At 68.4% G+C, this 26,244-nt stretch carries 19 protein-coding genes and 1 tRNA gene; 9 read left to right on the plus strand and 11 right to left on the minus strand.

Features of this window, described 5'->3' with window-relative positions:
• A partial coding sequence (locus tag VGN45_RS09015; protein ID WP_327461586.1) for a hypothetical protein occupies window positions 1-10,995 on the minus strand: 10,995 nt, incomplete at its 3' end.
• A gap of 103 nt (window positions 10,996-11,098) precedes the next feature.
• Here VGN45_RS09015 and VGN45_RS09020 point away from each other — a divergent pair.
• Window positions 11,099-12,385 (plus strand): tetratricopeptide repeat protein, encoded by a 1,287-nt coding sequence (locus tag VGN45_RS09020; protein WP_327461588.1) that lies wholly within the window; start codon window positions 11,099-11,101, stop codon window positions 12,383-12,385.
• Window positions 12,386-12,464: 79 nt separating this feature from the next.
• On the opposite strand, the gene VGN45_RS09025 is transcribed toward VGN45_RS09020, so the two are convergent.
• Window positions 12,465-12,554: transfer RNA gene (locus VGN45_RS09025), tRNA-Ser, on the minus strand.
• 126 nt (window positions 12,555-12,680) lie between these two features.
• Here VGN45_RS09025 and msrA point away from each other — a divergent pair.
• Window positions 12,681-13,328 carry a peptide-methionine (S)-S-oxide reductase MsrA gene (msrA, locus tag VGN45_RS09030; RefSeq protein ID WP_327461826.1) on the plus strand — a complete coding sequence of 216 codons (648 nt, stop codon included), beginning with the start codon at window positions 12,681-12,683 and terminating at the stop codon, window positions 13,326-13,328.
• A gap of 2 nt (window positions 13,329-13,330) precedes the next feature.
• Entirely contained in the window at window positions 13,331-13,672 is a 342-nt protein-coding gene (locus VGN45_RS09035; RefSeq protein WP_327461828.1) for an MmcQ/YjbR family DNA-binding protein, read from the plus strand.
• On the opposite strand, the gene VGN45_RS09040 is transcribed toward VGN45_RS09035, so the two are convergent.
• The 8 genes from VGN45_RS09040 to flgF form a co-directional block, all read right to left on the minus strand.
• Window positions 13,669-15,459: a DUF885 domain-containing protein gene (locus VGN45_RS09040; protein ID WP_327461589.1), complete on the minus strand. Its 1,791-nt coding sequence runs from the start codon at window positions 15,457-15,459 to the stop codon at window positions 13,669-13,671. The two genes, VGN45_RS09035 and VGN45_RS09040, sit on opposite strands and share 4 nt — an antisense overlap.
• Before the next feature lie 55 nt (window positions 15,460-15,514).
• On the minus strand, window positions 15,515-16,018 hold the full coding sequence (locus VGN45_RS09045) for a hypothetical protein (protein ID WP_327461590.1): 504 nt from the start codon (window positions 16,016-16,018) through the stop codon (window positions 15,515-15,517).
• Window positions 16,019-16,034: 16 nt separating this feature from the next.
• Window positions 16,035-16,463 carry a hypothetical protein gene (locus VGN45_RS09050; protein ID WP_327461592.1) on the minus strand — a complete coding sequence of 143 codons (429 nt, stop codon included), beginning with the start codon at window positions 16,461-16,463 and terminating at the stop codon, window positions 16,035-16,037.
• A gap of 38 nt (window positions 16,464-16,501) precedes the next feature.
• Window positions 16,502-16,966 (minus strand): hypothetical protein, encoded by a 465-nt coding sequence (locus VGN45_RS09055; RefSeq protein ID WP_327461594.1) that lies wholly within the window; start codon window positions 16,964-16,966, stop codon window positions 16,502-16,504.
• 139 nt (window positions 16,967-17,105) lie between these two features.
• Window positions 17,106-17,849 carry a flagellar basal body L-ring protein FlgH gene (flgH, locus tag VGN45_RS09060; RefSeq protein WP_327461596.1) on the minus strand — a complete coding sequence of 248 codons (744 nt, stop codon included), beginning with the start codon at window positions 17,847-17,849 and terminating at the stop codon, window positions 17,106-17,108.
• Between the two features lie 14 nt (window positions 17,850-17,863).
• Entirely contained in the window at window positions 17,864-18,616 is a 753-nt protein-coding gene (gene flgA, locus VGN45_RS09065) for a flagellar basal body P-ring formation chaperone FlgA (RefSeq protein ID WP_414643422.1), read from the minus strand.
• A complete protein-coding gene (gene flgG, locus VGN45_RS09070) occupies window positions 18,613-19,401 on the minus strand; it encodes a flagellar basal-body rod protein FlgG (protein ID WP_327461598.1) in 789 nt (262 codons plus the stop codon). The genes flgA and flgG overlap by 4 nt, the downstream gene beginning before the upstream one ends.
• Before the next feature lie 15 nt (window positions 19,402-19,416).
• Entirely contained in the window at window positions 19,417-20,154 is a 738-nt protein-coding gene (gene flgF, locus VGN45_RS09075; RefSeq protein ID WP_327461600.1) for a flagellar basal-body rod protein FlgF, read from the minus strand.
• 174 nt (window positions 20,155-20,328) lie between these two features.
• Between flgF and VGN45_RS09080 the strand changes: the two genes are divergently transcribed.
• From VGN45_RS09080 to VGN45_RS09100, 5 genes are read left to right on the plus strand one after another with little or no spacing between them, the layout of a single operon-like run.
• Window positions 20,329-20,973: a flagellar basal body-associated FliL family protein gene (locus VGN45_RS09080; RefSeq protein ID WP_327461602.1), complete on the plus strand. Its 645-nt coding sequence runs from the start codon at window positions 20,329-20,331 to the stop codon at window positions 20,971-20,973.
• Window positions 20,970-22,037 (plus strand): flagellar motor switch protein FliM, encoded by a 1,068-nt coding sequence (gene fliM, locus VGN45_RS09085; RefSeq protein WP_414643423.1) that lies wholly within the window; start codon window positions 20,970-20,972, stop codon window positions 22,035-22,037. The genes VGN45_RS09080 and fliM overlap by 4 nt, the downstream gene beginning before the upstream one ends.
• Entirely contained in the window at window positions 22,034-22,648 is a 615-nt protein-coding gene (locus VGN45_RS09090; protein WP_327461604.1) for a DUF6468 domain-containing protein, read from the plus strand. Before fliM ends, VGN45_RS09090 begins: the two co-directional genes overlap by 4 nt.
• A 17-nt stretch (window positions 22,649-22,665) precedes the next feature.
• Complete coding sequence (locus tag VGN45_RS09095; protein ID WP_327461606.1) at window positions 22,666-23,577, plus strand: MotE family protein; 912 nt, start codon at window positions 22,666-22,668, stop codon at window positions 23,575-23,577.
• A 55-nt stretch (window positions 23,578-23,632) separates the two neighbouring features.
• On the plus strand, window positions 23,633-23,890 hold the full coding sequence (locus tag VGN45_RS09100) for a DUF3297 family protein (protein WP_327461608.1): 258 nt from the start codon (window positions 23,633-23,635) through the stop codon (window positions 23,888-23,890).
• A gap of 4 nt (window positions 23,891-23,894) precedes the next feature.
• Here the strand turns inward: VGN45_RS09100 and VGN45_RS09105 are convergent, their stop codons facing one another.
• Window positions 23,895-24,668, minus strand: a complete 774-nt coding sequence (locus VGN45_RS09105) for an META domain-containing protein (RefSeq protein ID WP_327461610.1) — start codon at window positions 24,666-24,668, stop codon at window positions 23,895-23,897.
• 106 nt (window positions 24,669-24,774) lie between these two features.
• Here VGN45_RS09105 and VGN45_RS09110 point away from each other — a divergent pair, with 106 nt between their 5' ends.
• A complete protein-coding gene (locus VGN45_RS09110; protein WP_327461612.1) occupies window positions 24,775-26,193 on the plus strand; it encodes a M20/M25/M40 family metallo-hydrolase in 1,419 nt (472 codons plus the stop codon).
• Window positions 26,194-26,244: the final 51 nt, after the last annotated feature.

A 26,244-nucleotide genomic window follows, 5' to 3' on the forward strand; every position in this document is an offset into this window, starting at 1 on the left:
CAGCTGGACCGTGGAGCCGCCGTCGTTGCCGGGCGTCCAGGCCGCGCGGCCCGGATGCTGGATCGAGATCACGCGGCCGGCCTTGTCGTAGTCCTTGAGCGTGACGTGGCCCAGCTGATCGACGGTGCGGCGCACGTCGCCGAAGACGTCGACGCCGTGCGAGATCGAGGCCCCGTCGGCGAACAGCTCGCCCGTGACGATCGCCTCGCCGCCGTCGTGGCCCGAGCCGGCCTTGAGGGTGCGGCTGGTCCAGAAGCCGTTGGCGGTGCGCGTGGCGATCAGCCGGCCGGAGACGTCGTAGCGGCGCTGTTCCGTCGGGCGGGCGTGCAGGGTCTGGCCCTGTTCGTTCACATAGGCGACCTGGGGGCTGCGCTGCTCGATCAGCCGGCCGAGCGCATTGTAGGTGAACTCGGTGACGGCGCCGGCGGCGTCGGTCTCGGAGATCACCTGGCCGAAGGCGTCATAGGCCCGACCCTGGACGATGGTGGTCGTGGCGTAGGTTCCCGCGACCGCGTCCCAGCTGAGCTGGGCGAAGGGCTGGCGCGTCGAGACGGCCAGGCCGCGGGCGTCGTACTGGGTGTAGGTCGTGGACGTTCCGGTGAAGTCGTGGGCGCCCACCGTCGCGACCCCGCCGGCGGTCAGGCCCTGCATGACGTCGTAGGCCGTGTAGGCGGTGACGTCCCGCGTCGTCGCCGTCATGGTCACGGTGGCGCGGCCGGCGGCGTCGTGCAGATGCAGTCGGGTCACGCCGTCGCCGGCGGTGGAGCGGTACAGGCGGCCGCCGTGGTCGTACTCGAACCGCTCCTGCCACAGGCCGTTGACGCCCTTGGCGACGACTTCGCCATGGGCGTTGTAGGCGAAGGTGCGGGTGTCGCCGAAGGACCAGGACCCGGCATGGGTCGCCGAGCCGTCCCAGATCATCTGGCCCAGAAGGTCGTACCGGCGGCGGTTGCCGTCGACGACGGTGGTGTCGTCGCCGCGCACGCGGACGTAGCTTTCAAGCACGGTGCGGCCCGCGGCGTCGTGGCCGAAGAAGCGGGTGAAGCCGGTGGCGTCCGTCGTCGACGTCAGCCGGCCTCCGGCGCCATAGGCGAAGGTGGTGACCCGCTGGTCGCCGGTGAAGCCGCCCTCGCGGTCCTGGGCGACGCGGGCGACCTCGCCCAGCCCGGTGTAGGCCGTGTCGGTCTGCAAACGGACCGTCTGGCCCAGATGATCGACGAAGGCCGCGCCCCGCTCGCGCGTCAGGCGGCCCAGGACGTCATGGGTGAAGTCTGAGACGTCGCCGTTGGCCTCGGTCTTGCGGGTGACGTTGCCGAGGGCGTCGTAGCTGTAGGCCACCACGGCGTCGACGCGGGTCGAGCGCTCCGGCGCGCCGGCGGCGTAGACCTCGACGGAGTATCGCGTTTCCGTCAGGCGGCGGCCGTTCCGATCGTAGGTGAAGTCGGTGATCCGGTCCTTGGACGAGTCGAAGCTGCGCGGGGGCAGGGTGGCGGGATCCCGGGCCGACGTGACCGCGCCGACGACGCGATCGCCCCAGCGGATCTCGCGCAGGACATTGCCCTCGGCGTCGCGGGTCCAGGTGGTCAGCCAGCCCTCGCCGTCCACCGCGGCGATCTGGCGGCCCAGCTTGTCATGGAAGGCGTAGGTCGAGACGCCCCGGCCGTCGATCGTCTGCACGACGTTGCCGGCCGCGTCGTATCGTGTCTGGACGTGGACGTCGACGACGCTGCCGGCGTAGGACGAGCCGTATTCCGCCACCCACAGCTGCTGGACCGTCGTCTTGATCAGGCGATTGTTGCGGTCGTACTCCATGAGCGTCTGGCGATGGGCGCCCGAGCCCACCGGAGCGGGCCCGCCGGGCAGGGCGGGCAGGGTCACCGGCGTGTCGTAGGCGCGCTGGACCGTCGCATTGTCGTTGTCGTCGTAGCCCCACGTCTTGAGCCCGCCCAAGGCGTCGATCTCGGCCACCTTGCGGTCGGCGTCGTCGTAGAAGAACAGGGTCCGGGCGCCGACGGCGTCGCGCGTCTCGATGACGTTGCCGCGCCGGTCATAGGCGATCGTCTCGGTCGGCGTGACCGTGGAGGTCGACAGATCGATCGCCGACTGCACCGTGACCGCGTCGCCGGACTTTTGCACCAGGCGATCCATCTTGTCGTAGGCGTAAGTGGTGGTGCGGCGCTCGGCGACGACGTTGGAGGCTTCGATGGTCTTGGTCAGATTGCCGCGCGCGTCGTATTCGTAGCTGTTGACCACCGAGGTCGCCAGGACCGTGCCGTCGCCGCGCACGGCGCTGACGGGCAGGGTCTCCGACAGCGTCAGGCCGCGCCGGTCATGGGTGTAGGTCGTCGTCGCGCCCAGCTTGTTGGTGAAGGCCGTGCGGTCTCCGAAGGCGTTCAGCGCATAGGTCTCGGCCTTGCCCTCGGCGTCGATGACCTGGGTCACCCGGTCCAGCTTGTCGCGGACGAAGGTCGTGACGGCGTCCGCCGCGGAGACGCCGACGGTCGGCGGCGCGCCGACGGCGGGCGTTCCCGAAACCTTCAAGGCATGGCGCGTCACCGTCTCCACCTCGCCGCCGCGGTTGTAGGTGGTCCGGGTGGCGTGGCCCTCCGGATCGACCTGCAGGACCAGACGATCGAGGACGTCGTAATAGAAGAAGCCGGCGGCGCCGCGCGGGTCGACCACCTTCACCAGATTGCCGAAGGCGTCATAGGTGTTGGCAGTGACCGCCGTCTCGCTGGCCGAGATCGGCGTGGCCTCGGTGAGCACCCGACCCATGGCGTCGTAGGTGTAGCTGGTCGGATATCCGATGCCGTGCATGACGTAGAGCGTGCGGCCCAGACCGTCATAGGCCCAGCTTCGGGTCACCTCCTCCGGCAGTCCCGGCGCGACCACTTCGGCAATCAACCGGCCTCCATCATCATAGGTGCGATGAGTGATCCGCAGATCCACGGTGCCGTAAGCTTCGTGAATCTCCGTCGGTCTTCCGAGACCGTCCATGAGAACCTGGGTCTCGAAGCCCTCGGGATGGACGGTCCGATACCTGCGCCCTGCTCCATCGTAGGTGAAGGACGTCGTCGAGGCGGTGGAGACGTGCGCGGCCAGCAGAGACGTCAGCGCGTCATGGGTGACGCCGTCAGGCAGCGAAAGCTGAACGGCGAACCGGCTGACGCTGGCGATTCGACCCGCGCCGTCGAACGCGGTCCTTGTGGCATAACCTTCGGCGTCGACGACGAACGACGCACGGCCGGCCGCGTCGTAGGCGGTTCGGGTTTTTCTGTCGCCGGCCTGGGGAGTCGCGCTCCAGGACGCCAACGCCGCCTCTGAGATTTCGCCGGCGTAGGCCGAGGCATGCTGGGTCTCGACCGTCACCCGTCCGGCGGCGTCGTGGGAAAAGCTGGTGACGAAGCCCATAGCGTCGACCGTGAACCGTTGCCGGCCGGCGGCGTCGTAGACGGCGGAGGTCGATCGGTTGTGCGGATCGTTCTTGAAGACGCTCAGGCCCGTTATGCCGTCCAGGCCCGCGACCGTGTAGGGCCAGCCGAGGGCATAGTTCGGATCGAACGGCTCCCAGAGCTTGCCGTAAGTCCTTTGCCCCGTGACGTTGCCAGATCCGTCATGGCCGTACCGCGTCAGGCGGCCGTCGCTCTGGACGAGGTAGGTCAGGCGTCCGTCGCCGTCATAAACATAGTCGGTGGTGCGCCCTCCGGATGCGCCCAACGCCGACACGACCTGCGCCGAGGTCAAGGCGACGCCCGTCGGAGAGATCAGGGTCGAATAGGCGGTGACCAGAATGATCCGCCCTTCGGCGTCATACTCATTCTTGGTCACGGCCCCGACCGGATCGATCGTGAACGTCAATCGACCCTCTGCGTCGTAGACATAGCGGGTGCTCACGTCGACGCCCGTCGAGACGCCGTCGCGACGGCGTATGACGTTTCCGTCGGCGTCGTAGTCGAAGGCCGCCCGTACATGCAGGCCGCCGTCGCCGGTCTGCTGGTAAGTCAGTCGGCCGAGCTTGTCGTAGATGTAGCTCGTGTCGCGCTCAGCCGAGGTTCCGGCCGCCTCGCGCAGATTGATGACGTTTCCGGCGCGATCGTAGGTGAACTGGGTGCGGAACGCGTTCGCCACGACCACTTCAGTGGTTCGGCCGGCGACGTCGAAAACATAGTCGGTGTGGACGCCCGACGGATCCGTCGTCCGGATTTTCTGGCCCTTGCCGTCGTAGACGTAGGCGGTGACCAGGTTCAATCCACCCGGATCGACCGTCTCGGTCAGCACCCGGCCCGCGCCGTCGTAACCATAGCTGATCTTGCGGCCCGTCGCGTCGGTCGTTTCGTGCAGTCGCCCCGCGGAGTCGTAGGCATTCGTCGACGATTGACCCAGCCCATCGGTGTCGGTCGTCAGCCGTCCGTCCAGATCGTAGGCATGGGTCGTCGTCCGACCGCCGCCGTCGGTGACCGTCAGCGTATGTCCCCGGTCGTCGAAAGTGGTGGTGGTGACCAAGCCTTCGGGCGTGGTCACGGTCAGGGTCCGATCATGCGCCGAATGGGAGAACGAGGTCGTCTTGCCCATGCGGTCGGTGACTGACACCACATTCCCGCGGGCGTCGTAGGCATAGGTGGTGTCCTGGCCGAGGGCGTCGCGGACCACCTTCACCCGGCCGGCGCGGTCATACAGGGTCGAGCGGACGCCGCCGCGGCCGTCGACGGTCTGGATGGCGCGCCCGAATGCGTCATGGGCGACTTGGGTGATCCGGTTGAGCTCGCCCCAGTCTTCGGTGGTCTGTTTCACCAGGCCGCGGCGATCATGTTCGAACACGGTCGCGGATGTGGTCGTTGCGCCGAACGGATCCTGGCGCGTCCGGACTTCGCCGAAAGCATTGTAGGTGTACGCCGTTTCGGCGCCAAGGGCGTCGATGGTCGCCCGCACGGTGTCATCGGCATTATAGGCCACAATCGTGCGACTGTCCGAGCTCGACGGACTGGTGCGTGAGGGCAGGCCGGCCACGACCACGCCGCCCTTCAGCCCGACGGTCGAGATGCGCGCATTGAAGACGATGGTCTGAGTCAGACGATTCTGAGCGTCATGGACGTAGCCTCTCACCTCTCCCAAGGCGTTGACTTCATAAGCCAAGCTGCCGTCCGCGTCGTAGAAGGTGAAAGACGTCAGTCCGGGCCCGTTCACCCCGTCCGGGTCGGTGCGGGAGATCAGTCGGTCGGCGTCGTCATAGGTGAACGTCACGCCCCACTGACGATAGACGGAATTGATCTGGGCCGCGGTCGGGTTTGAGCCAAGGGCCGCGAGTTCCGCCGCGCCACGTCCCGCGAGTTGGCCGATCAGCCGCCCCCGTGCGTCGTGGCGGCTGCGGGTGGAGTGGTCGGCGCCCGTGACCCGGTCGGTGCTGACGCCGACCAATCGCCACATCGGGTCATAGGCATAGGTGACGTCTTCCCGCCCCGCGGCGGTGTAGCGATACTCCTTCAGCACCTGTCCGAGGTGGTTGCGGTCGTAGGCGGTCGTTTCCTCCACCGGCGCGGCCGGAGCGCTGACCAACTGAGCCAGGGTCGGTTGGCTGGAGGGGGCCGGAGAGAGACGCTTGCCGGTGACCATCAGGACGACGTGGCCGAGGGCGCTGCGGGTGTAGATGACGACGTCGCCTTCGCCGTTGACGGTTCCGACCAGGAAGCCCCGGCCGTCGAAGACCGACCATTCATGAACGTCTGCGGCGCTGGAGCCGACGCTGCCCAAAAGTTGGCCGAACGTCCCGGACGCGCGCAACGGCTCGGACGTGACGGTGGCGAAGGCTGTGGTTTGGATCACCTGGCCGGCGCGGTCATGGACGATGCGGGTGAGGAATCCCTCTGCGTCCAGGCTGCCGATGCGTCGACCGGCGGCGTCATGGAAGTGTCGAGTCGTCCGGTCCTCGCCCGCGGCGGCGCTGGGCAGGATCGGGGCGGAGGGCAGGGCGGCCTTGATGCCGGCCAGTTCGCCGGCGGACAGCTTGGTGGCGTATCGGGTCTCGGCGATCAGGCGCGAGGCGCCGTCGTGGACGTAGCTGGTCGCGGACCCGTCGCCGTCGATCGTCTGCACCACCCGGCCCGCCTGGTCGTGGATCGTCCATGACCAGGCGTCGTCGACCGAAGCGGCGGGCCGAATCCAGGCGATCTCGGTCGTGGCCGGGTTGCCGGCGCCGTCGGTCAGGCTGCGAAGGTCCGCCGAGGTGAGACGGCCGGCATAGCGCACCGTCGCCGTCAGGCGGTCGGCGCCGTCATACTTGTATTCGACCAGCGACCCGTCGCCGTCGATCTGGCCGACCTTGCGTCCCAGATCGTCGTAAAGGTGATGCGTCGATCGACCGGTGGGATCGGTCGTCATCCGCAGGCGGCCCATCTTGTCGTACTGATGTCGCGTCGAGGCGGCCGGCAGAAGCCCGGTCAGTTTCGACACATCCACCTTGTGGATCTCAGGCTGGCCGAAGAAGGTGGAATAGCCGGACTGAGCTTCATCATAGAAGGTGAAGAAGCGGCCGGCGACTTCGGGCGTCGGCAGGGCCGCCTTCCATCTGAAGGCCTGCACGTCGGCGATCTTCTGGCCGGTCTCCACGTCGAAAACGCCGCCCGGTTGTTGGTGTGAAGCCACCAAAGGCGATCCCGCCGGCAGGACCCAGCCTTCGACCCTGTACCATTTGTCGGCGCTCAGCAGCGCCTGCTGCGTCCCCGTGCCCCAGCTCAGAAAGTAGGGATTGGACTCGGCTGCGCCGGTCGTGGCGTACTCGACGTAGGCAGGGTCGTGATAGTCGCTCAGCCCGAAGTAAAGATTGTGCTTCGACGTGTCGTGTTTTCGGAAATGATAGACGAACTTGTAAGCGCTTGTGACGTCCACGTCGAACTTGTTGGTGGACCCGCCTCCCCCTTCGACGTTCGTCGTCATCTGGCCGGCTTCGATCGCGATGATCCGGCGACCGTTGGGACCGATCGTGTCGGTCCATCGGGTTTCCTGGGCGAAGATGGAGCCCTCGGGATTGTTCCAGGCTGGCGGCACGGCGGGTCCGGCCGGAACGCCGCCCGGAGCGGGCCAGCCGGAATTGTCGACCAGGTTCGGCGTCGCCGCCAGATCGACCTCACGCATTTCCGGCCTGTAGAACGAGGTCGACCAGCCCACACGAGTGTGCTCGTAATAGTCGAAGAAGCGCGCGTGAACCTGGTCGTCCGGCCGATCAGTCCGCCAGCGGAAGGGGTTGGTTTGGGCGACCTTCTCGCCCGTGACCGTGTCGTAGACCCCGCCGGGCGCCTGGTCCCAGTTCAGGCTGGCCGAGCCCTGGGGCAGAACATAGCCGACCACCTTGTACCAACGATCCTCCACCAGGGTCGATTGCTGGGTTGAAGTGGTGGCCCAGTAGAAATAGGGGTTGCTCTCCGCGCTGCCGTACACCGCGTGATCGACGTATGCTGAGGTGGAATACGTTAGGCCCCAATAGACATGGTGCCGCGTCAGATCCTCCTTCTTCAAATAGATCGTGAACTCATAGGCCTTGTTTCCGTCGATCTTGACGTTCGGCGAGAAATTGCCGCCGCCGCTGTCCCATTGATCGATTTGCCCCGCCTGCATGGCCACGACGGGACGGCCCTCGGGCCCATGGGTGACGTGCCAGCGGGTTTCGGCGGTCTGGTAGTTGTTCAGCCAGCCCGGCATCGCGCCGATCTGATCCGGCTCGACCGGCTGAGGCCACCCGGAAGCGTCGACCAGATTGATCGACGGCTGATCCGTGCGGCGCACTTCCGGCGTATGGAAATACGTCGAGAACCCCGTCTTCTCGGCCTCGTAGTAGGTGAAGAACCGTGAGTGGACCTGGTTGTCCGGTCGACCCGAACGCCACCGGAAGGCGTAGGTCGACATGACCTTCTGGCCGGTCTCCATGTCGTAAACGCCGCCCAGACTGCCGCTTGCGACATTGGCCGAGCCCTCGGCGAGGACATGTCCAACGACCTTGTACCAGCGATCTTCCTGAAGACTGGAAGCGTAGACGCTCGGAGACGACCCGAAGAAGTACGGATTGGTTTCGGCCATTCCGCCGTGCGCGCCGTCGGCATATTCGACGTAGGCTTGCGAGCCGGTGGACAGGCCGAAGAACAGGGCGTGGTCGTTGAGCTTGTCCTTCCTCACATAGTAGACGAACTCATAGTTCTTCGAGCCGTCGATCGTGAACTCATTGGTGTAGTTTCCTCCGCCGTCCTGGTCTGGGTCGTATTGACCCGCCTGCATGGCCACGACCTTGCGGCCATAGGGCCCGTCGATCAGCTTCCAGGCGGTCTCATTGGTGGCCCAGCCGTTGGTCCAGCCGGGCACGGTCGCCTGGCCGTTGGGCGCGCCTGCGGGCCCCGGCCAGCCCGTGAGGTCGACGAGGTTGGTCCCCGGCGCGTCGATCCGACGGATCTCCGGCTTGTAGAAGTGGGTCGAGAAGCCGGGTTCGTTCTCCTGGTAGTAGTCGAAGAATCTGCTGTGGACTTCGTTGAACGGCCGATCCGGGTTCCATCGATAGTTCTGGACCTCGGCCATCTTCTGACCGGTCTCGACGTCGAACACCCCGGTCGCCGCGGACCCGGTCTGGGCGGACCCCTGGGCGTAGACATGGCCCACGACCTTGTACCAGCGCTCTTGCTGGAGCGGCTGATGGGTCGTGGTGTTGTACGAGTGTCCCGTGTCGGAGAAGTAGACGAAATAGGGATTGGGCTCCGCCGTCGAGCCGCCGGCCAGTTGCACATAGGCGGGAGACGAAGACGACAGGCCGAAGTAGACGAGGTGCTGGCTGAGGTCGTCCTTCTTGAAATAGTAGACGAACTCGTAATCCTTGGTTCCGTCGACCGGGACGGTGTTGGTCACCCCGCCGCCGCCGCCGCTGGGGAACGAAGGAAGCTGCCCCGCCTGCATGGCGGCGACCATGGTTCCGTCCGGACCCCGCACGGTCTGCCAGCGTGTTCCCGGAGCGTAGGATCCCGTGTTCCAACCGCTGGGCGCCGCGTGTCCGCTCGGCAGGTCCGGGTCGTATTCGGGCCAGGCCGAGAGGTCGACCAGGTTCGCCCCGCGTTCGCTCTCCGAATACGAGACCAGCTCGCCCGCCCGATTGTGGACCGAGACCTTGTTCAGCCCGTCGGGCGTCGTCTCCACCGTGACGGCGGCCCGGTCGTGATAGGTCGTTCGGGTGGTCGCGCCGTTGAAGTCGACCGTGCTGATCAGTCGGCCCAGCCCATCATAGACGAACGTCTGCGAGTTCGAGGCGGCGTTCGTGCTGCGGGATACGACGCGGCCGACATGGTCGTGCACATAGTGCGTGCTTGACGCTTGCGCGGCCAGGTCGGGTTGGCCGTTCGCCTGCACACTTCCGTAGGCGTGGCTCGCCAGCAGGGCGCCGCGGAAGTCATAAACGTAGTCAGTGATTTGAGCCTGGCTCTTGTCGGCCAAGCCCGCGGCCCAGGCGTCCATGGCGGCTTCGGACAAGGACTGGTTCCAGGCGAGGCCCGAAAGGTCGTGGCCGGCCCCGGTGAAGACGGTCGTTCGCGTCAGGCTGCCACTGGACGCATAGTCGTGGCGCGTGACGTCGCCGGTCGCGGTCACCACGAAGCGGAGGTGGTTCTCCGCGTCGTAGACATAACGCGTCGTCAAGGGATTTTCGGCTTGAACCGCCCCAGGGCCGTCGGGATCGAGCGTCTGGAAGCGTGTCTCGGTCAACAAGGCGTTGCGGGCGTCGTAGGTGCGCCGTGCGGCGATGTAGCCGCCGTCGCCGGTCCGCTCGTACTGCCGGGTCCAAAGGCCGTTGTGGTCGCCGCCGGTTCCGTCGCCGTTGGCGTCGTCGTAGACGAAGTCGGTCCAGGTGTTAGGGGACGTCTTGACGCGCGTGACGTTGCCGTGGGCGTCATAGGTGAACTCACGCACCGGTCGCGTTCCGCCTCCGACCGGCGCCGGCTCGGTGACGCGCGTCAGCTGGCCGACCGAATCGTACTCCAGGCTGGTGATCAGACCGTCGGGCGCAGTGACGTCCGTCCGCGTGGCGGAGACATAGGCGTAGCGGGTCGTCCGGCTGACGCCCTCGGCCACGGACTGGGTGATCGAGGCGACGCGGTGGGCGCCGCCGCTCTCATAGGTCACGTCGATCCGCGAGCCGTCCGTCTGGCTGATCGACGCGACCCGTTTGCTGGAGCCGTCGTAGGTGTAGGTCGTGATGTAGGACTGGCCGTCGGCGATCGAGTTGTCCGGCGTCATGTCGACGTTGACGGAACTGAGACGGTTCTGTCCATCATAGGTGTAGCGAACGCGAGCCAAGGTCCGGTACGAGGAGATCGCCGGATCATAGAAGGCGTTCATCAACGCATAGACGTTGTCGCCGGACCAGATGATCTCGGTGTAGCCGCCGTCCGCGGTCCTGGCCTGCTTCAGGCGCCACGCGCCGTTGTGCACTTCATAAGAAAAGGTGCTCTGATTGCCGTCGGCGTCAGTCACCGAGATCAGGTTGCCGCCGCCGTCGTAGAGCTCGGTCGTTTGCGCGTCGCCGTCGGTCCAGGTCCAGGAGCCGTCGGGGTTGGCGACGATGCGGTCGTAGGCGCCGGCGCCTTCCTTCGTCACGTAGGCGCCCTGCGCGGCGTCCCAGGCATAGGTGACCGTCGATCCGTCCTCGCCGATCCGGCTGATGGTCGAACCGAAGGCGCCGGGCGAGGCAGGAAAGTCGGTCAGCCGCCGCTGGATGCTGAAACGCCAGTTGTCGCCGTTGTCGTCATTCAGTGCGCCTTGGCTGTTGTACGAGCGCAGCGTCCTGACGTCCGCTCCCCGACCGACCAGGAGCTCGTCGCGATTGGTGACGACCAGATTTCCGGTGGCCGCATTGACCGAGACGTCGTCGCCTCCGCGACCGAGGGCGGCTGAACCGAGCTGGCCTCGCGAGCCGAGAACCCAAGCTGAGGTCTGCTCCAGGCCAAGACGGAATCCGACGACCGTAGCCACCATGCGCCCACACTCCAGCAGACGAGACGCATGCGGATGCAGCGTTCCCCGATGACCCTTCATCGGGAGCGCGCGGCGGGAGTTTAGGGAATTTCGCCCGCTTCCTGTGCCGCTACAGCCACTGCATTGTAATGACGGCAAAAAAAGATTGCGACCGTCCGCGATTGCCTCACCGTGCGGCTCAGTTACTCTGCCCGAGAGCAGAAAGCGGGCGGCGGGCATGGCTGAGATGGCTGAACAGGCGACTCATTACGGTCGCCTCAAGGATTATCTGTCCGCCGACCCCGACAACCTGCGCCTGATGGCTGAAACCGCGGACGCCGCCTATCAGGCGGGAAGGTCCGAAGAGGCGGTGTCCCTCATCGAGCGCCACGCCACGATCGCCCCCCTGCCGCCGTCGCTGGTCAATCTGATGGGGCTGTGCGCTCTGCTTCAGGGGCGTTGGGCTGATGCCGAGCGCATCTTCTCCAGCTTGCTGGCCGACGCGCCAGACGATCCTGATCTGCTCTTCAACCTGGCATGCGCATGCGCTCGGTCGGGTGATCACGCCCGCGCGCTCGAGGCGCTGTCATCGGCGCCGGACCGACCCCAGGTTCTGACCATGCGGGCGCGGTCTCTTCATGAGCTGGGCCGGATGGAGGACGCCCTGGCGCTTGGCGACGCCTGGGAGGGCAGGTCCGAAGATCCGGATTTGTGGTCCTCGCTGACGACCACTGCGTTGGACATGGGAGATTTGGATCGGGCGACGAACTGGGCGGCGCGTGGGGCGGACACGTATGAGGGCCAAGCCGCCTTGGGGATGTTGGCCATGGCGGACGGCCGCCTCGACCAAGCCTGGGCATTCTTCGACCGATCGCTGGAGCTGCGTCCTGATTTCGCGCGGGCCCGTCTTGGACGAGGCGCCGTGCTGCTGTCCCGGGATGAACCGGCGGAGGCCGCCGTTGAGTTCGATCGCGCCGCCGAAATCTTCGAGGATCACTTGGGCTCCTGGGTCGCTGCCGGCTGGGCTTGGCTTATCGCCGACGACACGGCGAATGCCCGAGAACGGTTTGAGATCGCCGTCAAGCTGGACGCCGCGTTCGGCGAAGCCCACGGCGGTCTGGCCTTGCTGGACCTTCGAGAAGGACGCGCCGAGGACGCTCGAAAAAAGGCCGATCTGGCGCTGAGACTGGATCCGTCGGGCCTGGGCGGAGCGCTGGTGCGCGCATTGCTTCTTGAAAAAGCGGGGCGGGTCGATGCGGCGCACGAAGTCGTCGATCATGCCTTGAACTCTCCAATCGGCCACGCGGGTCGATCGGTGATCCAACAGATGGCGTTGAACCTCGCAGGCGGCCGCCGACCCAACCAACAGGGTTTCCCCGGCTCCCGCGCGGAGCCGGGCAGCGCCGAATGATCGCACGACGCCGCGCCCGGCAAACGACGCGCGCGGGTGTGCACCGGGGCCGAAGAGTCTTTTTATATAAAGGGTTAGATGGCGGACAGAGAGGGATTCGAACCCTCGATAGAGTTGCCCCTATACACGCGTTCCAGGCGTGCGCCTTCAACCACTCGGCCACCTGTCCATGTCCACCTGAGCGGACGCCGTCGGGACGGGCCCGGCGGGGAAGGCGTGCGAGATAGACGATGGCGCCCCCCTCGGCAAGCGCGGATGGGGCGCCCATATGGGCGACGAGATCGAGGAGACCGCCATGCTGCCCCAGAAGATGAACCTGCCTTCGCCCGAGGCCGCCCTGCCGGGCCGCGCCACGCCGCTGGAGATCGACGAGGTGCATTACGTCACCGGCCGTCCGCTGAAGGGGCCGCACCCGGAGGGCTTCCAGACGGCCATCTTCGGCATGGGCTGCTTCTGGGGCGTGGAACGGATTTTTTGGAAGCTGCCGGGCGTCTGGGTGACGGCGGTGGGTTATGGTGCGGGGTATACGCCGAACCCGACATATGAAGAAGTTTGCACCGGCAAGACCGGGCACAACGAGCTGGTTCAGGTCGTATTCGATCCTTCGAAGACCTCGTACGGCGAGCTGCTGAAGGCGTTCTGGGAGAACCACGATCCGACCCAAGGCATGCGTCAGGGCAACGACTTGGGCACCCAGTACCGCTCGGGCATCTACGTGCTGAATGAGGAGCAGCGGCGTGAGGCTGAGGGCTCGCGCGAGGCTTATCAGGCCGCGCTGACGGCGGCGGGGCGGGGGACGATCACGACCGAGATCGTGCCGGCCGGGCCCTTCTATTTCGCCGAGGGCTATCACCAGGGCTATCTGGCCAAGAACCCCGCCGGCTACTGCGGCATCGGCGGCACGGGCGTGGTCTGTCCCATCGGCGTGGGCGTGGAGGCCTGATGATGGACCGCGCGGGGGTGGGCAGGATCTGCCTGGCGCTGCCGGGGGTGACGCTCGAACATTCATTCGGCGACGACCACGACGTCTACAAGGTCGGAGGCAAGATGTTCGCCATCGTCGGCGGCGAGGGCGCGCTCAGCTTCAAGGTCTCGGACATCGCCTACGAGGTGCTGACCGAAAGCGGCCGAGCACGGCCCGCGCCTTACATGGCCCGGGCGAAGTGGGTGCATCTGGCGGACCCGTCCGACTGGCCGGACGACGAGTTGGCCGAACATCTGGCGATCGCCCACGGGATCATCGCGCAGAAGCTGACGAGGAAGGCGCGGGCCGAGCTGGGGCTCTAGTTCCGACCGCGTTCCGCCTCGATCCACGCGTCCATGCGCAGGTCCAGCAGGTCCAGCGGCAGGGGGCCGTCGACCAGCAGGGCGTCGTGGAAGCGGCGGACGTCGAAGCGGTCGCCCAGCGCGGCCTCGGCCCGCGAACGGACGTCACGGAGACGGATCTCTCCGACCTTGTACGCCGTGGCCTGACCGGGCCAGCCGACGTAGCGCTGCAACTCCGTCTCAATGTTGTGCGGGGCCAGGGCGGAGTTATCGCGGAAGCAGGCGCGGGCCTGTTCCACCGACCAGCCCTTCCAGTGCATCCCGGTGTCGGCCACCAGCCGGCAGGCGCGCCACATCTCGTAGGACAGGCGGCCGAACCGCTCGTAAGGCGTGCGATAGAAGCCCATCTCCTCGCCCAGGAATTCGGCGTACAAGCCCCAGCCCTCGGTGAAGGCGGTGACGTCGGCGGCGCGCCGGAAATAGGGCTGGGCCTCGGCTTCCTGCTGCAGGGCGATCTGCAGGTGATGGCCCGGCACCGCCTCGTGCAGGGTCAGGGCCGGCAGTTCGTAAAGCGGCCGCTGGTCCAGCTTGCCGGTGTTGACGATGTAGCCTCCGGCGACGCCGCCCTTGAGCGAGCCGGGGAAATAGCGGCCGGTGGTGTAGCGCTCCTCGATCTCGACCGGCACGGGGCGTACGCCGTAGGGGGTGCGGGGCAGGGTGCCGAACAGGGCGGGCAGGCCGTCGTCGGCCCGTTTGGACATCTCCGACGCTTTCTCCAGCAACTGCTCGCGGCTGGTCGCGTAGAACTGCGGGTCGGTGCGCAGGAAGGTCAGGAAGCCGGCGAAGTCGCCGGTCCAGCCGGCGGCGCGCATCTCGAAGTCCATGCGGGCGCGGATGCGGGCGACCTCCCGCAGGCCCAGTTCATGGACCTGATCGGGCGTCATCTCCGTGGTCGTGTAGCCGCTCACCAACCACGCGTACATGTCGCGCCCGCCGGGCTTCAGGCCCAGGCCGGGGGCCTCGGGGGCGCGGGGCAGGTAGTCGGTCTTCAGGAAATCGAGCCACGCGCGCCGGGCCGGCATGACCCGGTCGGCGACGATGGCCTGGGCCCGAACGCGCAGTTCGGCCTGGTCCGTCGCGGAGATCGAGGCGGGCAGCGTCGCGAACGGCCGCATCAGGGGATCGCGGTCGAGGGTCATCGCCGCGTCGGTCTCGGCCAAGGAGATGGCGCTGACGACGACGGAGCGTGGCTGGGTCATGCCGGTGTCCAGCCCGCGCCGGGCGTTGGCCGTGGACGCCGCGTAGGCCTCGGGGACGGCCGCCATCCGCGCCAGCCAGTTCTCGGCGTCCTGCTTCGTGGCGATGCGGGTGACCGAGGCGAAGTAACCCAGCGATTGACCGACTCCGCCTTCGGAGTTGAAGGCCAGACGGCCGGTGTCGAGATCGATGCCCTCGATCTCGCGCGTGATCAGCCGGTCCAGCAGGGCGTGGTTGATGCGGTCGTCCAGGGAAAGGGCGGTGGGGTCGATGGCGTCCAGCCGGGCCTTGAAGCCGACCAGTTCGGGACGACGGACCAACTCGGCCGCGCGGCTGTTGTCCGGCAGGCGGGCCTGGGCGGCGGCGTCGCCCTCCTGACCGGCCGTGATCGGGTCGTTGCGGCGCAGGAAGGTCTCATAGTCGGCGATCAGCGCCGACAGCGGGGTGACGGCGGGCTGGACGGCCTCCGTCGGCGCCATGACGCGCCCGTCGGCGGCGCAGGCGGCGAGCAGCAGGGCGGCGGCTCCGGCGGTGATGGCGGTGCGGTGCATGGTGGTTCCCCCTCGTCGGCGGAGAGGGTGCGTCGGCGGTCAGGCCGGGGTCAAGTCAGCCGCAGTCGGCGAAGAAGCGCTCGACGCGACCGGCAGACCCGGGCTGCGCCGCCATGACTTCGCGCCAGCCGTCGCCGTAGGCGGCCAGCCAGCCCACGCGGCGGAAGCGTAGGAAGACCGGAGTATCGGCCTGAGCGTTCGCCGTCAGATAGACGCCGCCGTTCATCTCGTCCGGTTCGCGCGTTGCGGGCCAAGCCTCGGTCTCCCCGCCGGACTCCAGCGCGATGCGCGTCGCGTCGTCGGGACCGGAGTATTGCGTCAGCGCCAGGCGTCCCGACCCCGGAGCGCAGCTCAGCGTCAGCCAGACGTCGTCGCTCTCGGCGCGGCCATAAGTCAGATGCGCGACGCCCTCGTCGGTCGCCGCGAACCAGTCGTGGTCGGCCAGCGGCTGAGGCGCACCCGAGGAGTCGGTCGGCAGTGGGGTTCCCGGATCCACCGACGCGCAGGCGGCTGCCGAGAGGGCGGCGAGCCCCAGCAGAGACAGGCGGATGGGCGACATGGGGAACCTCTGCGCGTCAGCCCGCACACAGTTCTCCGAACCGGCGCAGCTTGGCAAGATCGGCGCGGCCCACGGCCACGGCGCCCGAGCGCCCGCCCGAGTTCACGTCGAGACGACCGCCCGAGCTGAAGGCTGCGAACACGGGGTGGTCGATGCGCAGACCGACGCCGAGCGAGCCGTCTGCGTCCGCGTCGGACTGCGACTGCGCCGTCGCCCGGCCGGCGCGCAACTGGGAAAACTCCGCCGCCTGGCCGAAGCTGTACAGGCGGACCGTCGCGGCGCCCGACCCGGCTTCGCATTCCAGCGTCACGCGCAGATGCTCCGTGTCGGGGATCTCATTGGCCAGCGTCAGGCTTCGGCCATCTTCGTACAGCGTCCAGGTCCACCCGTCGCGTGGCCCTTGGAGCGTCAATGCGCCGACGGCGGCGATGATGGCGAGGATCATGTCCGGCCCCCCGGCTGAACGGTCAAGCTAGCAGACCCTCAGGCCCGCGTCGCGCCGCAGTGGGCGAAGAAGCCGTCGATCACGGCCTTGTCACCTTGCGTGACCGGCAGATCGGCCTGCCCGGCTTCGCCGACCACAGGCAGGGCGGCGCCGTCGCGGAGCGAAGACAGGGCGTGGGAGTTCACGTCCACCGCCACATCGGTCATGGCCAAGCCGGTCAGGGGGTCGACGGGAACGGACCCCTCTTCGACGGCCACGCCGGCAGGCGTCACGACGCCGAACGCCTGGACTCGGGCGTCGCCGGGGGCGCAGGTCAACATGATGACGATCTGATCGGAGTGCGCCACGCCATAGGCCAGCTTGGCCATTTCGCCTTCGTGGCTCAGGTGCCAGGCCAGCCGACCGTCAACCGGCGTCTCGTCGATCACGGCCTCTGACCGGCTCTGCGCCGCGAAGGCGGCGAAGGCGACGGTGGCGGCGACGGGGATCAGGTACTTCAGCATGGCAAAAACCTCGCGTCTGCCGATCAAACGCGGGTTTCCGTCAAGAGTTTCAGCGTGGCCGTTGAGGGCAGGGCCACCACGTCTTCGTCACCACGCCCGCGCTCAAGCGGCGAGACGCCGAGCTTCGAGCAGCGCCCCGTTAAAAAGGACTGAAGCGCTCCACCAGCGACTGCCCGGCCGGCGTTGCCTGGACCCGGCTGATGTCGCCGCGACCGCCGTAGCTGATGCGCGCCTCGGCGATCTGGTCGTGCTGGACGACGTTGGCCGACGAGATGTCCTCGGGCCGGACGATGCCGGCGACGGTCAGTTCGCGGACCTCACGATTGGTGCGCACTTCCTGCCGCCCCTGGATCACCAGGTTGCCGTTGGGCAGGACGGCGGTGACAACCGCCGCGATGGTCAGGTTGACCCGCTCCGACCGGTTCACGCTGCCCGTGCCCTGAGCGTTCGACTCGCCGCCCATGCCCACCATGTTCTGCGGGTCGAAGCCGCCCGGGAAAGCCTGGCCGAGACTGTTCTCCAGCCCGAAGAAGTTCGAGACGCCGGCCGAGATGTCGTTGGATCGGCTGCGCGTCGTGCTGTTGGACGTCTGGGCCCGGTCGTCGATGTCGATCTGGATGGTCAGGATGTCGCCGACGCGGCGTGCCCGCTGGTCGCCGAAGAAGCTGCGCGACGATCCGGCGAACAGGCTGTTGGCGCTGGTCGACTGCGGTCTCGCGCCATGGCCGGTCTGCGGGGCCGGCAGATACTGCTGCTCGACTGGGACCAGGGCGGCCGGATAGCCGATGGGGGCCAGCTCGGGCCCGCGCACGGCCTCCATGGCGGTGGAGCAGGCGCCGAGCGCCATCAGGGGCAGGGCGGCGACGAGGATCTTCAGGCGCATGTGCGGACTTCCCATCACTGGAACGCTTGGGGATTGGAACGGGCGGCCTGGGCGGCGGGTCCGGCGACCGCGCGGCCGGGACCGACGGCCACGGCGTCGATGGTGCGGCCCGACTGCAGGTTGGTGATCGCCACCGGCTGGCCGCGGGCGGCGTCGCGCTGGGCCCGGCCGGTGACGGTCAGGGTGACGCCCGGGGCGGTGTAGGTGACGGTGACCATCTCGTTGCGACTGATCACCTTGGGCGCGGTCAGGTCGTTCGGCTGGACCGCGGCGCCGGAGCGCAGGGCGCGGCGGGCCGACATGCCGACCACGACGTCCACGTTCTGCGGCGCGCCGGCGGGGACTAGGTGGCTCTGCATCGGGGCCCAGATCACGTCCTCGGGCTGGATGACCTCGCCGGCGGCGATGCTGCGGGCATAGGTCAGGGCCTCGACGGTCGACCCGGCGCGGCGGGCGGAACTGGGGGTGGCGGCGCCGGAAGCGGTCGGCGCGCCCTCGCGCACCACGACGCGACGCAGACCCTGCGGATTGGTCCAGACCAGACCGGCGCGGCGGGCGCTCGCCTGAAGCGTGCCGGCCTCGATCACAACGGTCGGTCCCGCGCGACGCGCGACGACGACGGAGGCCGCGGCCCCCGCGCCGTCGAACACCTCGCCCAGGGTGACCTGGCCGTCGTCGTCGACGGGATTGGCCTTCAGCGTGACGTCGGTGGCCAGCGCTGGACCTGCGATCAACAGCGCCGCAGCGGCGATCAGGGCGCGGATCACGACTTCACCTGCGCGGAGACGGACATCATCTCGTCGGCAGTCGAGATGACCTTGGAGTTCATCTCATAGGCCCGCTGGGCGATGATCAGGGCGCTGATCTCCGCCACTGCGTCGACGTTGGACGCCTCGGTGTAGCCTTGCAGCAGCTCGCCGAAACCGGGGTCGCCCGGTGTGCCGACGGTGGCCGGGCCGGATGCGGCCGTTTCCAGCAACAGGTTGTCGCCGACGGCTTCCAGCCCCGCCTCGTTGAAGAAGGTGGCGATCTGGATGGTGCCGACGACCTGCGGCTCCGTCGCGCCCTGGGTGATGACCTGCACTTCACCGGTGCGCGAGATCGACACGTCGACCGCGTCCTGCGGGATGCTGATCTGCGGATTAAGCAGATAGCCGTCGTCGGTCACGACTTGGCCTTGGCCGTTCAGGCTCAGATTGCCCGCGCGGGTGAAGGCGGTCTCGCCCGAGGGCAGAGTGATCTGGAAGTATCCCTTGCCTTCGATGGCCAGGTCGAAGCGGTTGCCCGTCTGGGTCGGCGTGCCCTGTTCGGTGATGCGGTACACGCTGCCGGTCTTCACGCCCGCGCCGATCTGGATGCCGGTGGGCACCACGGTGCCTGCGCTGGACGAGGTCGCGCCCATGCGCTCGACGTTGTGATACAGCAGATCTTGGAACTCGGCCCGCTGGCGCTTGTAGCCCACCGTGTTCATGTTGGCGATGTTGTTGGAGATGACCTCCACGTTCGTCTGCTGGGCGGCCATGCCCGAGGCGGCGGTGCGAAGAGCGCGCATGCGGGGCTCCCTCTCTTAGCTGACCTTGCCCAGCCGCTCGACGGAGCGGCGCGACAGGTCGTTGGCGTTTTCGATCATCTTCGTGATCCGCTCGTAGGCGCGCTGGATCTCGATCAGATTGGTGATCTCCAGGATCGGGTTGACGTTGGATCCCTCCAGCATGCCCTGGTGGATGCGGGCGTCGGCCGCTTCCAAGGGCGCGGCGTTTGAGGTGTTGCGGTACAGACCGTCGCCGCCCTTCTCGAGCACCGACAGGGCGTCGAAACGCACGGCGGTCAGACGACCGACCTGCACGCCGTTCTGGCTGATCGTCCCGTCGGCCGCGACGGAGGGGGAGCCCAGCGCCGGATCGAACAGGATCTCCTGACCGTCGCCCAGCACCGCCAGCCCCTGACCGGTGACCAGCCGTCCTTCCGGACCCAGGGTGAAGGCGCCGTCGCGGGTGTAGGCCTCGCCCGCGCCGTCCTGCACCACGAAGAAGGCGCCTTCGCCCTCGATGGCGAAGTCCAGGGTGCGGTCGGTCTGCTCCAGCGCGCCCTGCGAATAGTCGCGGCCCAGACCCTTATCCAGCACGAAGCTGACGCCCGGGCGTACCGCGTCGTTGCGGGCGCGCTCACCCACCTCGGTGCCGACCAGCAGCTGTTCGACCTTGAAGCCGGTGGTCTCCGCATTGGCGATGTTGTTGGCCACGACGTCGAGTTCGCGGCGCAGGGTCATCTGGCGGGACAGTCCGACATAGGCGGCGTTTTCCACGGGCGGCTCCTTTCGCCCGACCTCTTCGCAACCGGCATGCCAACGGGCCCGCCCCCGGATTTGCTGGATTTGCGCGCGATCGTGCGGCCGGCGCCCGGCAGCTTCTGCCGGTTCTAAACGGCACGTTAACCAAGTCCGGCCGAAATGACCGCATCACTCAGGCGGGCGGATTCGATGCTGAAGTTCGGCAAGAAAAAGAGCGGGGCCGAAGTTCCCGCCGTCGTCGAGGGCGAGGCCCCGGCCGACGGCGAGGCCGCGCCGAAGAAGAAGAAGCTTCCGATCCTGTTCATCGCCATCGGCGCCGGCGTCCTGCTGCTGGGCGGCGGGGGCGGCGCGGCCTTCTTCCTGATGCAGCCCAAGCCCGCCGCGGCCGAAGAAGGGCACGGCGAGGAGAAGGGCGGCGACCACGGCAAGGACAAGAAGGACGCCAAGAAGGAAGACAAGGGCGGTCACGGCAAGGGCGGCGCGGCCGAAGAGGATCCGACGCTCGGCAAGGTCACCGAAGGTCCCGACGGCGTCACCTTCTTGACCCTGCCGGACATGGTCGCCAACGTGCAGTCGTCCGACGGTCGCCCCATGCACCTGAAGCTCAAACTTACGCTTGAGATGACCGACGCCCATCAGGTCGAGGTGCTGCAGTCCCAGATGCCTCGCCTGCAGGACATGCTGCAGGGCTTCCTGCGCGAACTGCGACCCGAGGAGCTGCAGGGCTCGGCCGCCAGCTTCCAGCTGCGCGCCGAACTGACGCGGCGGGTCAACCTGATCCTGGCCCCCGGCAAGATCGACGCCGTTCTGATCGAAGAGATGCTGGTCCAATGACGGCGGCGGCCCAGGCGGACGATCTGGAGGCGTCGGACGGCTTCGGCGGCGAACCCGACCGCGGCGGGCTGATGCCCGAGCGCGTGCTGAACCAGGACGAGATCGACAGCCTTCTGGGCTTCGACCTTGGAGACGACGACTCGGCCGAACGCACCGGCATCCGCGCAATCATCAACTCGGCCCTGGTCAGCTACGAGCGGCTGCCTATGCTGGAGATCGTCTTCGACCGCCTGGTGCGGTTGATGACCACGTCGCTGCGAAATTTCACCTCCGACAACGTCGAGGTGTCGCTGGACAACATCTCCTCGATCCGCTTCGGCGACTATCTGAACTCCATTCCGCTGCCGGCCATTCTGGCGGTCTTCCGGGCCGAGGAGCTGGACAACTACGGCCTGCTGACGGTCGACTCCAACCTGATCTATTCGATCGTCGACGTTCTGCTGGGCGGTCGGCGCGGCACCGCCGCCCTGCGCATCGAGGGCCGGCCCTACACCACGATCGAGCGGGTGCTGGTGCAGCGCATGGTCGAGGTGGTCCTGCACGACGCCCAGCAGGCGTTCGAGCCGCTGACGCCGGTCCACTTCAATCTGGATCGCCTCGAGACCAATCCCCGCTTCGCCGCCATCGCGCGCCCGGCCAACGCCGCCATCCTGGTGAAGCTGCGCGTCGACATGGAGGACCGCGGCGGGCGCATCGAACTGCTTCTGCCCTACGCCACGCTGGAGCCCATCCGGAAGATGCTGCTGCAGCAGTTCATGGGCGAGAAGTTCGGGCGCGACAACATCTGGGAAGGCCACCTGGCCAGCGAGCTCTGGACCACCCAGACGGAGGTCCGCGCCGTGCTGGACGAGCAGCAGGCGCCGCTGTCGTCGGTGCTGAACCTCAAGGTCGGCGACACCCTTATGCTGAACGCCACGCCGGACAGCGATATCTCCATCCGCGCCGGCCAGATTCCGCTGACGGTCGGCAAGATGGGCCGAAAGGGCGCCCACATCGCCGTGCGCGTCGAACGCCCGATCTCAAAGGACGCGGCGGCGGGGCTGACCAAGGGAGGGTTGCGATGATCGGCCTGGTCATGGACGCGGCTCTGATGCTGCTGCTGGTCTGCGCCATCGCCTTCGGCGTGCGGCTGGAGCGGCGGCTGAAGGTCCTGCGCGAGGGCCAGCTGGCCTTCGCCGGCGCGGTGACCGAGCTGAACGAGGCCGCCGGCCGCGCCGAGGCGGCGCTGTCCTCTCTCCGGGCCGCCGGTCAGGAGACCGACCTGCTGCACGACCGCATCGTGCGCGCCCGCGAGCTCAAGGGCGAGTTGGAGCGGCTGATCGCGCGGGGCGAGGCTCGGACTCTCCCTCCCCTTCATGGGGAGGGAAGACCGGCGTCAGCCGGTCAGGGTGGGGCGACGTCCGAACGCGCCCCGGCCCTTTCGCACCCCACCAGGACGTCGGCCTTGCCGCCGTCCTCCCTCCCCATGAAGGGGAGGGAAAGCACGCCCCCCGCCGAACCCGCCGACCGCATGGCCTCGCTGGCCCAGCGCATCCAGGCGCTGGCCGGTCCGGGCGTCGGCGCCGGACGGGACGACGTCGCCGCCATCGTGCGTGCCATGACCGCTAACCCTGTGTCGGAACGGAACCCTAACCGGCCCGTGCGAGCCCAGGACGACGACCTGTTCGCCGCCTGAGGAGGGCGCGCATCCGAATGAGCAAGCTGCCCCGCATCCTGCCCCTGGCCGCCGTCGCGATCGGCGGCGTGATCGCCGTCCGCGCCATCGGCGTGGCCCCCGGCCTGTTCGAGGGCGCCAAGGCCTGGGCCGAGGAGGCCGCCCCCGCCGCGGCGGCCGCGCCGAACGCCAACCCGGCCACCGCCGTGTGCGCCCTGTCGGAGGAGCAGCTGGCGGCCCAGATCGGCATTTCGCCGGCCGAACTGCGCGTCATCTCCTCGCTGGGCGACCGCCGCAAGGAGCTGGACGCCCGCGACGCGGACTTCGCCACCATGCTGCCCCTGCTGGCCGCCGCCGAGCAGAAGCTGGCCGAACAGACCGCCGAGCTGGAAAAGGTGAAGGGCGAGGTCGAGGGCCTGCTGGGTCAGGTCGACGAGAAGGCCAAGGCCGAGACCGACCGCCTGGTCGCCGTCTACTCCGCCATGCGCCCGCGCGAGGCAGCGGCCGTCTTCTCCCAGCTGGACGATTCGGTGCTGCTGCCCGTCGCCGCCGCCATGCGTCCGCGCACCCTGGCCGCCATCATGGCCCAGATGCCGCCCGCCCAGGCCCGCGCCCTGACCGAGAAGCTGGCCGCCCGCTACCAGTCCGCGCCGCTCGCCGCGCGGGCAGCGGCCGCGACGGCGCCGACCACTGCACCGGCCACGACGCCCCCGGCGACGACGCCTCCCGCCGCCGGTGCAGGCACGGCCCCGACCACCACGCCCGCACAGCCTCAGACCCAGCGGGCCTCGACCCCGCCGTCGCGCCAGCAGTCGACGCGACCGACGCCGACCCCGCGCCGCACCCAGAGCCGCCCGCCGCAGAGCACTCCGGCCCGCGCCCAGCCGCAAACCCCGCCCGCCGCGACGCCTCCGACCCCGCAGCAGCGTCCGCGCCAGTCCGTGGAGTAGGGCGTCGCGCGACGCGGGCTTTACCGGCGGCCCCCGCCTCGGCTAATCCCGCGCCATGAGCGACACCCCTCCCGACCGCCTGTCCGTCGATCCCGACAGCCCCTTCCATGACGCCGACCTGCTGGCGCGCGGCGTGGGCGTCCGCTTCAAGGGCGAGGAAAAGACCAACGTCGAGGAATACTGCGTGTCCGAAGGCTGGGTCCGTCTGGCCGTCGGCAACCGCGTCGACCGCCGCGGCAAGGCCCTGACGGTCAAGCTGCAGGGCCCCGTCGAGCCCTATTTCCAGAACGGCGAGACCCCCGCCGGCGACTGACGCCTCAGTCCACCCGCCGAAACTCGAACTGCTCGCGCGGGCTGTCGAGGATCAGGCCGCCGTCCGGCAGCAGCGTGGCCCGGTGGGCCTGATCCATGAAGGCGCCGAAGCGCGCCTCCTCGGGCGTCAGGGTGCGTTCGCAGACGGCCTCGCCGATCGGCGTCGTCTCCAGCAGCGGCCCTTCCTGCAGGTAGCGCCAGCCGGCCAGGACGCAGACGTTGGTCCGAATCTCGTCTTCGGACACCTCGATCTCCAGCGGCGCGCCGCCCGGCGGCCGCCCATGCACGGCATGCAGACGCCACCGGCCGACGAAGCGGGGCTGGGGGCGCTCGGGCGCGGCCTCGAACACCAGTCGGGCGTCGGGTCCGGTCAGCACCAGGCGGTCTGCCGTCCGCTCGACCCGGTCGACGGCCGAAAGCGTGCGCCCGAACTCCGTTTCCCATTGCGACAGGCCTCGCGCGCACATGGGTCCGGGGTTCAGGTCCGACATGGCGAGAACGCCGTCCGAAAGGCGATAGCGCCGCCAGATCGGCACGCACTGCGACTGCGCGCGGAAACTCGTCGCGCCGACGCTGGCCGTGATGGGATGGTCGTGGTCCTGCGGATCGCGCGCCCGGGGCGCAGGTCGTCCGTTCATCTCGACCAGCAGCCATTCACCGCTCAGGTCGGCCGGTCGTTCCCGCGCGGCGATCTCCGCGGGCCGGTCCTGTTCGAGGGGTTGCGGCGCAGGTCCGCAGGCCGCGAGGGAGATCGCCATCAGGGAAACGAGCGCGCGCATGGCGTCAGTGGCCGCTCATATTTCGGCCGCATCGTGGCGCAGGACATGGCTTCACCCCGTCGTGCCGCGCGACTAGGGTCGGGCGGCTTTGGTTCCCGGAGGTCGGATGCGTTCCCTTCACTTGCTCGCTGCGATCGTCGGCGTCGCCGCCCTGTCGACGTCGCCCGCTCTGGCCCAGTCGCCCGAGGTGGTGGCCCAGGCCGCGCAAATGCGTGACCGGGCCCTGGCCGACAACCCGGCTTATGAGATCGTCGGCGACCTGACCACGCGGTTCGGCCCGCGCCTGGCCGGGTCGCCGGCCGAGCAGGCGTCCGCCGCCTGGGGCGCCGAGCTGTTCCGCGAGCTGGGTTTCGCCAACGTCGAGGTCGAGAGCTTTCCGCTGGCCTATTGGGAGCGCGGCACGGCGACGGCCGAGATTCTCGCGCCGTTCCCCCAGCCGCTGGTGGTCGTCGCGCTGGGCGGTTCGCCCGCCACGCCGCGCGGCGGCATCGAGGGCGAAGTCGTGGTGTTCGAGACCTTCCAGCAGCTGCTGGACGCGCCCGAGGGCTCGCTGACCGGCAAGATCGCCATGGTTCTGCAGGACACGGTGCAGGCGCAGGACGGGCGCGGCTACGGCGCCACCTCGCCGATCCGGGGGCGAGGGCCGATCGAGGCCGGCAGGCGCGGCGCCGTGGCGTTCGTTCTGCGCTCATTGGGCACCCATGACCACCGTTTCGCTCACGCCGGCGCGACCACGGTCGGCGAGGGTCAGATTCCGGCCTTCGCCATAAGCCCGCCCGACGCGGACCAGGTGCGCCGCATCGTGGCCCGGTCCGACCAGCCGATCCGACTGCGCTTGACGTCCACCAGCGGATACGGTCGCGAGAGCAGGTCCCAGAACGTCATCGGGGAAGTGGTCGGCACGAACCCCGACGAGGTCATCGTCATCGGCGGCCACCTCGACAGCTGGGATCTGGGCACCGGCGCCATCGACGACGGCGCGGGCGTGGCCATCACCGCCGCGGCCCTGGCTCTGATCGCCGACATGCCGGTCAAGCCGCGCCGCACGATCCGCGTGGTCTGGTGGGGCGCTGAAGAAGTCAGCCAGCCGCCGCCCGCGCAGGGCCTCGCCGGCGCGCGCTTCTATGCCGAGCGCCGCCGCGACGCGATGCCGAACCACGTCGCCATCAGCGAAAGCGACTTCGGCGCGGGGCCGATCTACAGCCTGGCCCTGCCGGCGGGCGCCGGAAACACCGACTTCCAGAAGGCGGCCATGGCCGTGCTGGCGCCGCTGGGCGTCATCTGGGACGGCGCCCCGGCGACCGGCGGCGGCCCCGACACCGGCCCGACCGTGGCGATGGGCGTCCCGGCCTTCCGCCTGAACCAGGACGGCACTGACTATTTCGACTGGCACCACACCGCCGACGACGTGCTGGACCGGATCGACCCCGAGGCCATGGACCAGAACGTCGCCGCCTGGGCCGCCTTCCTGTGGCTACTGGCCAACTCGGACGTGGATTTTCGGGCCTTAAGAACGGCGCAATAGCCGCCTGCGAGCGTGGCGAAACTGGTAGACGCAAGCGACTTAAAAAGCCGA

The sequence above is a fragment of the Brevundimonas sp. genome (assembly GCF_035999125.1).
Taxonomy (GTDB): domain Bacteria; phylum Pseudomonadota; class Alphaproteobacteria; order Caulobacterales; family Caulobacteraceae; genus Brevundimonas.

Bases quoted from the DNA above. Each gene is read 5' to 3' on its own strand.
- VGN45_RS09040 (WP_327461589.1), bottom strand. From the start codon at position 15,459: ATGCACCGCACCGCCATCACCGCCGGAGCCGCCGCCCTGCTGCTCGCC.
- VGN45_RS09105 (WP_327461610.1), bottom strand. From the start codon at position 24,668: ATGCGCGCGCTCGTTTCCCTGATGGCGATCTCCCTCGCGGCCTGCGGA.
- VGN45_RS09050 (WP_327461592.1), bottom strand. From the start codon at position 16,463: ATGATCCTCGCCATCATCGCCGCCGTCGGCGCATTGACGCTCCAAGGG.
- VGN45_RS09095 (WP_327461606.1), top strand. From the start codon at position 22,666: ATGAGCAAGCTGCCCCGCATCCTGCCCCTGGCCGCCGTCGCGATCGGC.
- VGN45_RS09035 (WP_327461828.1), top strand. From the start codon at position 13,331: ATGGACCGCGCGGGGGTGGGCAGGATCTGCCTGGCGCTGCCGGGGGTG.
- msrA (WP_327461826.1), top strand. From the start codon at position 12,681: ATGCTGCCCCAGAAGATGAACCTGCCTTCGCCCGAGGCCGCCCTGCCG.
- VGN45_RS09100 (WP_327461608.1), top strand. From the start codon at position 23,633: ATGAGCGACACCCCTCCCGACCGCCTGTCCGTCGATCCCGACAGCCCC.
- VGN45_RS09090 (WP_327461604.1), top strand. From the start codon at position 22,034: ATGATCGGCCTGGTCATGGACGCGGCTCTGATGCTGCTGCTGGTCTGC.
- VGN45_RS09055 (WP_327461594.1), bottom strand. From the start codon at position 16,966: ATGCTGAAGTACCTGATCCCCGTCGCCGCCACCGTCGCCTTCGCCGCC.
- flgG (WP_327461598.1), bottom strand. From the start codon at position 19,401: ATGCGCGCTCTTCGCACCGCCGCCTCGGGCATGGCCGCCCAGCAGACG.
- fliM (WP_414643423.1), top strand. From the start codon at position 20,970: ATGACGGCGGCGGCCCAGGCGGACGATCTGGAGGCGTCGGACGGCTTC.
- VGN45_RS09080 (WP_327461602.1), top strand. From the start codon at position 20,329: ATGCTGAAGTTCGGCAAGAAAAAGAGCGGGGCCGAAGTTCCCGCCGTC.
- VGN45_RS09045 (WP_327461590.1), bottom strand. From the start codon at position 16,018: ATGTCGCCCATCCGCCTGTCTCTGCTGGGGCTCGCCGCCCTCTCGGCA.
- flgH (WP_327461596.1), bottom strand. From the start codon at position 17,849: ATGCGCCTGAAGATCCTCGTCGCCGCCCTGCCCCTGATGGCGCTCGGC.
- VGN45_RS09110 (WP_327461612.1), top strand. From the start codon at position 24,775: ATGCGTTCCCTTCACTTGCTCGCTGCGATCGTCGGCGTCGCCGCCCTG.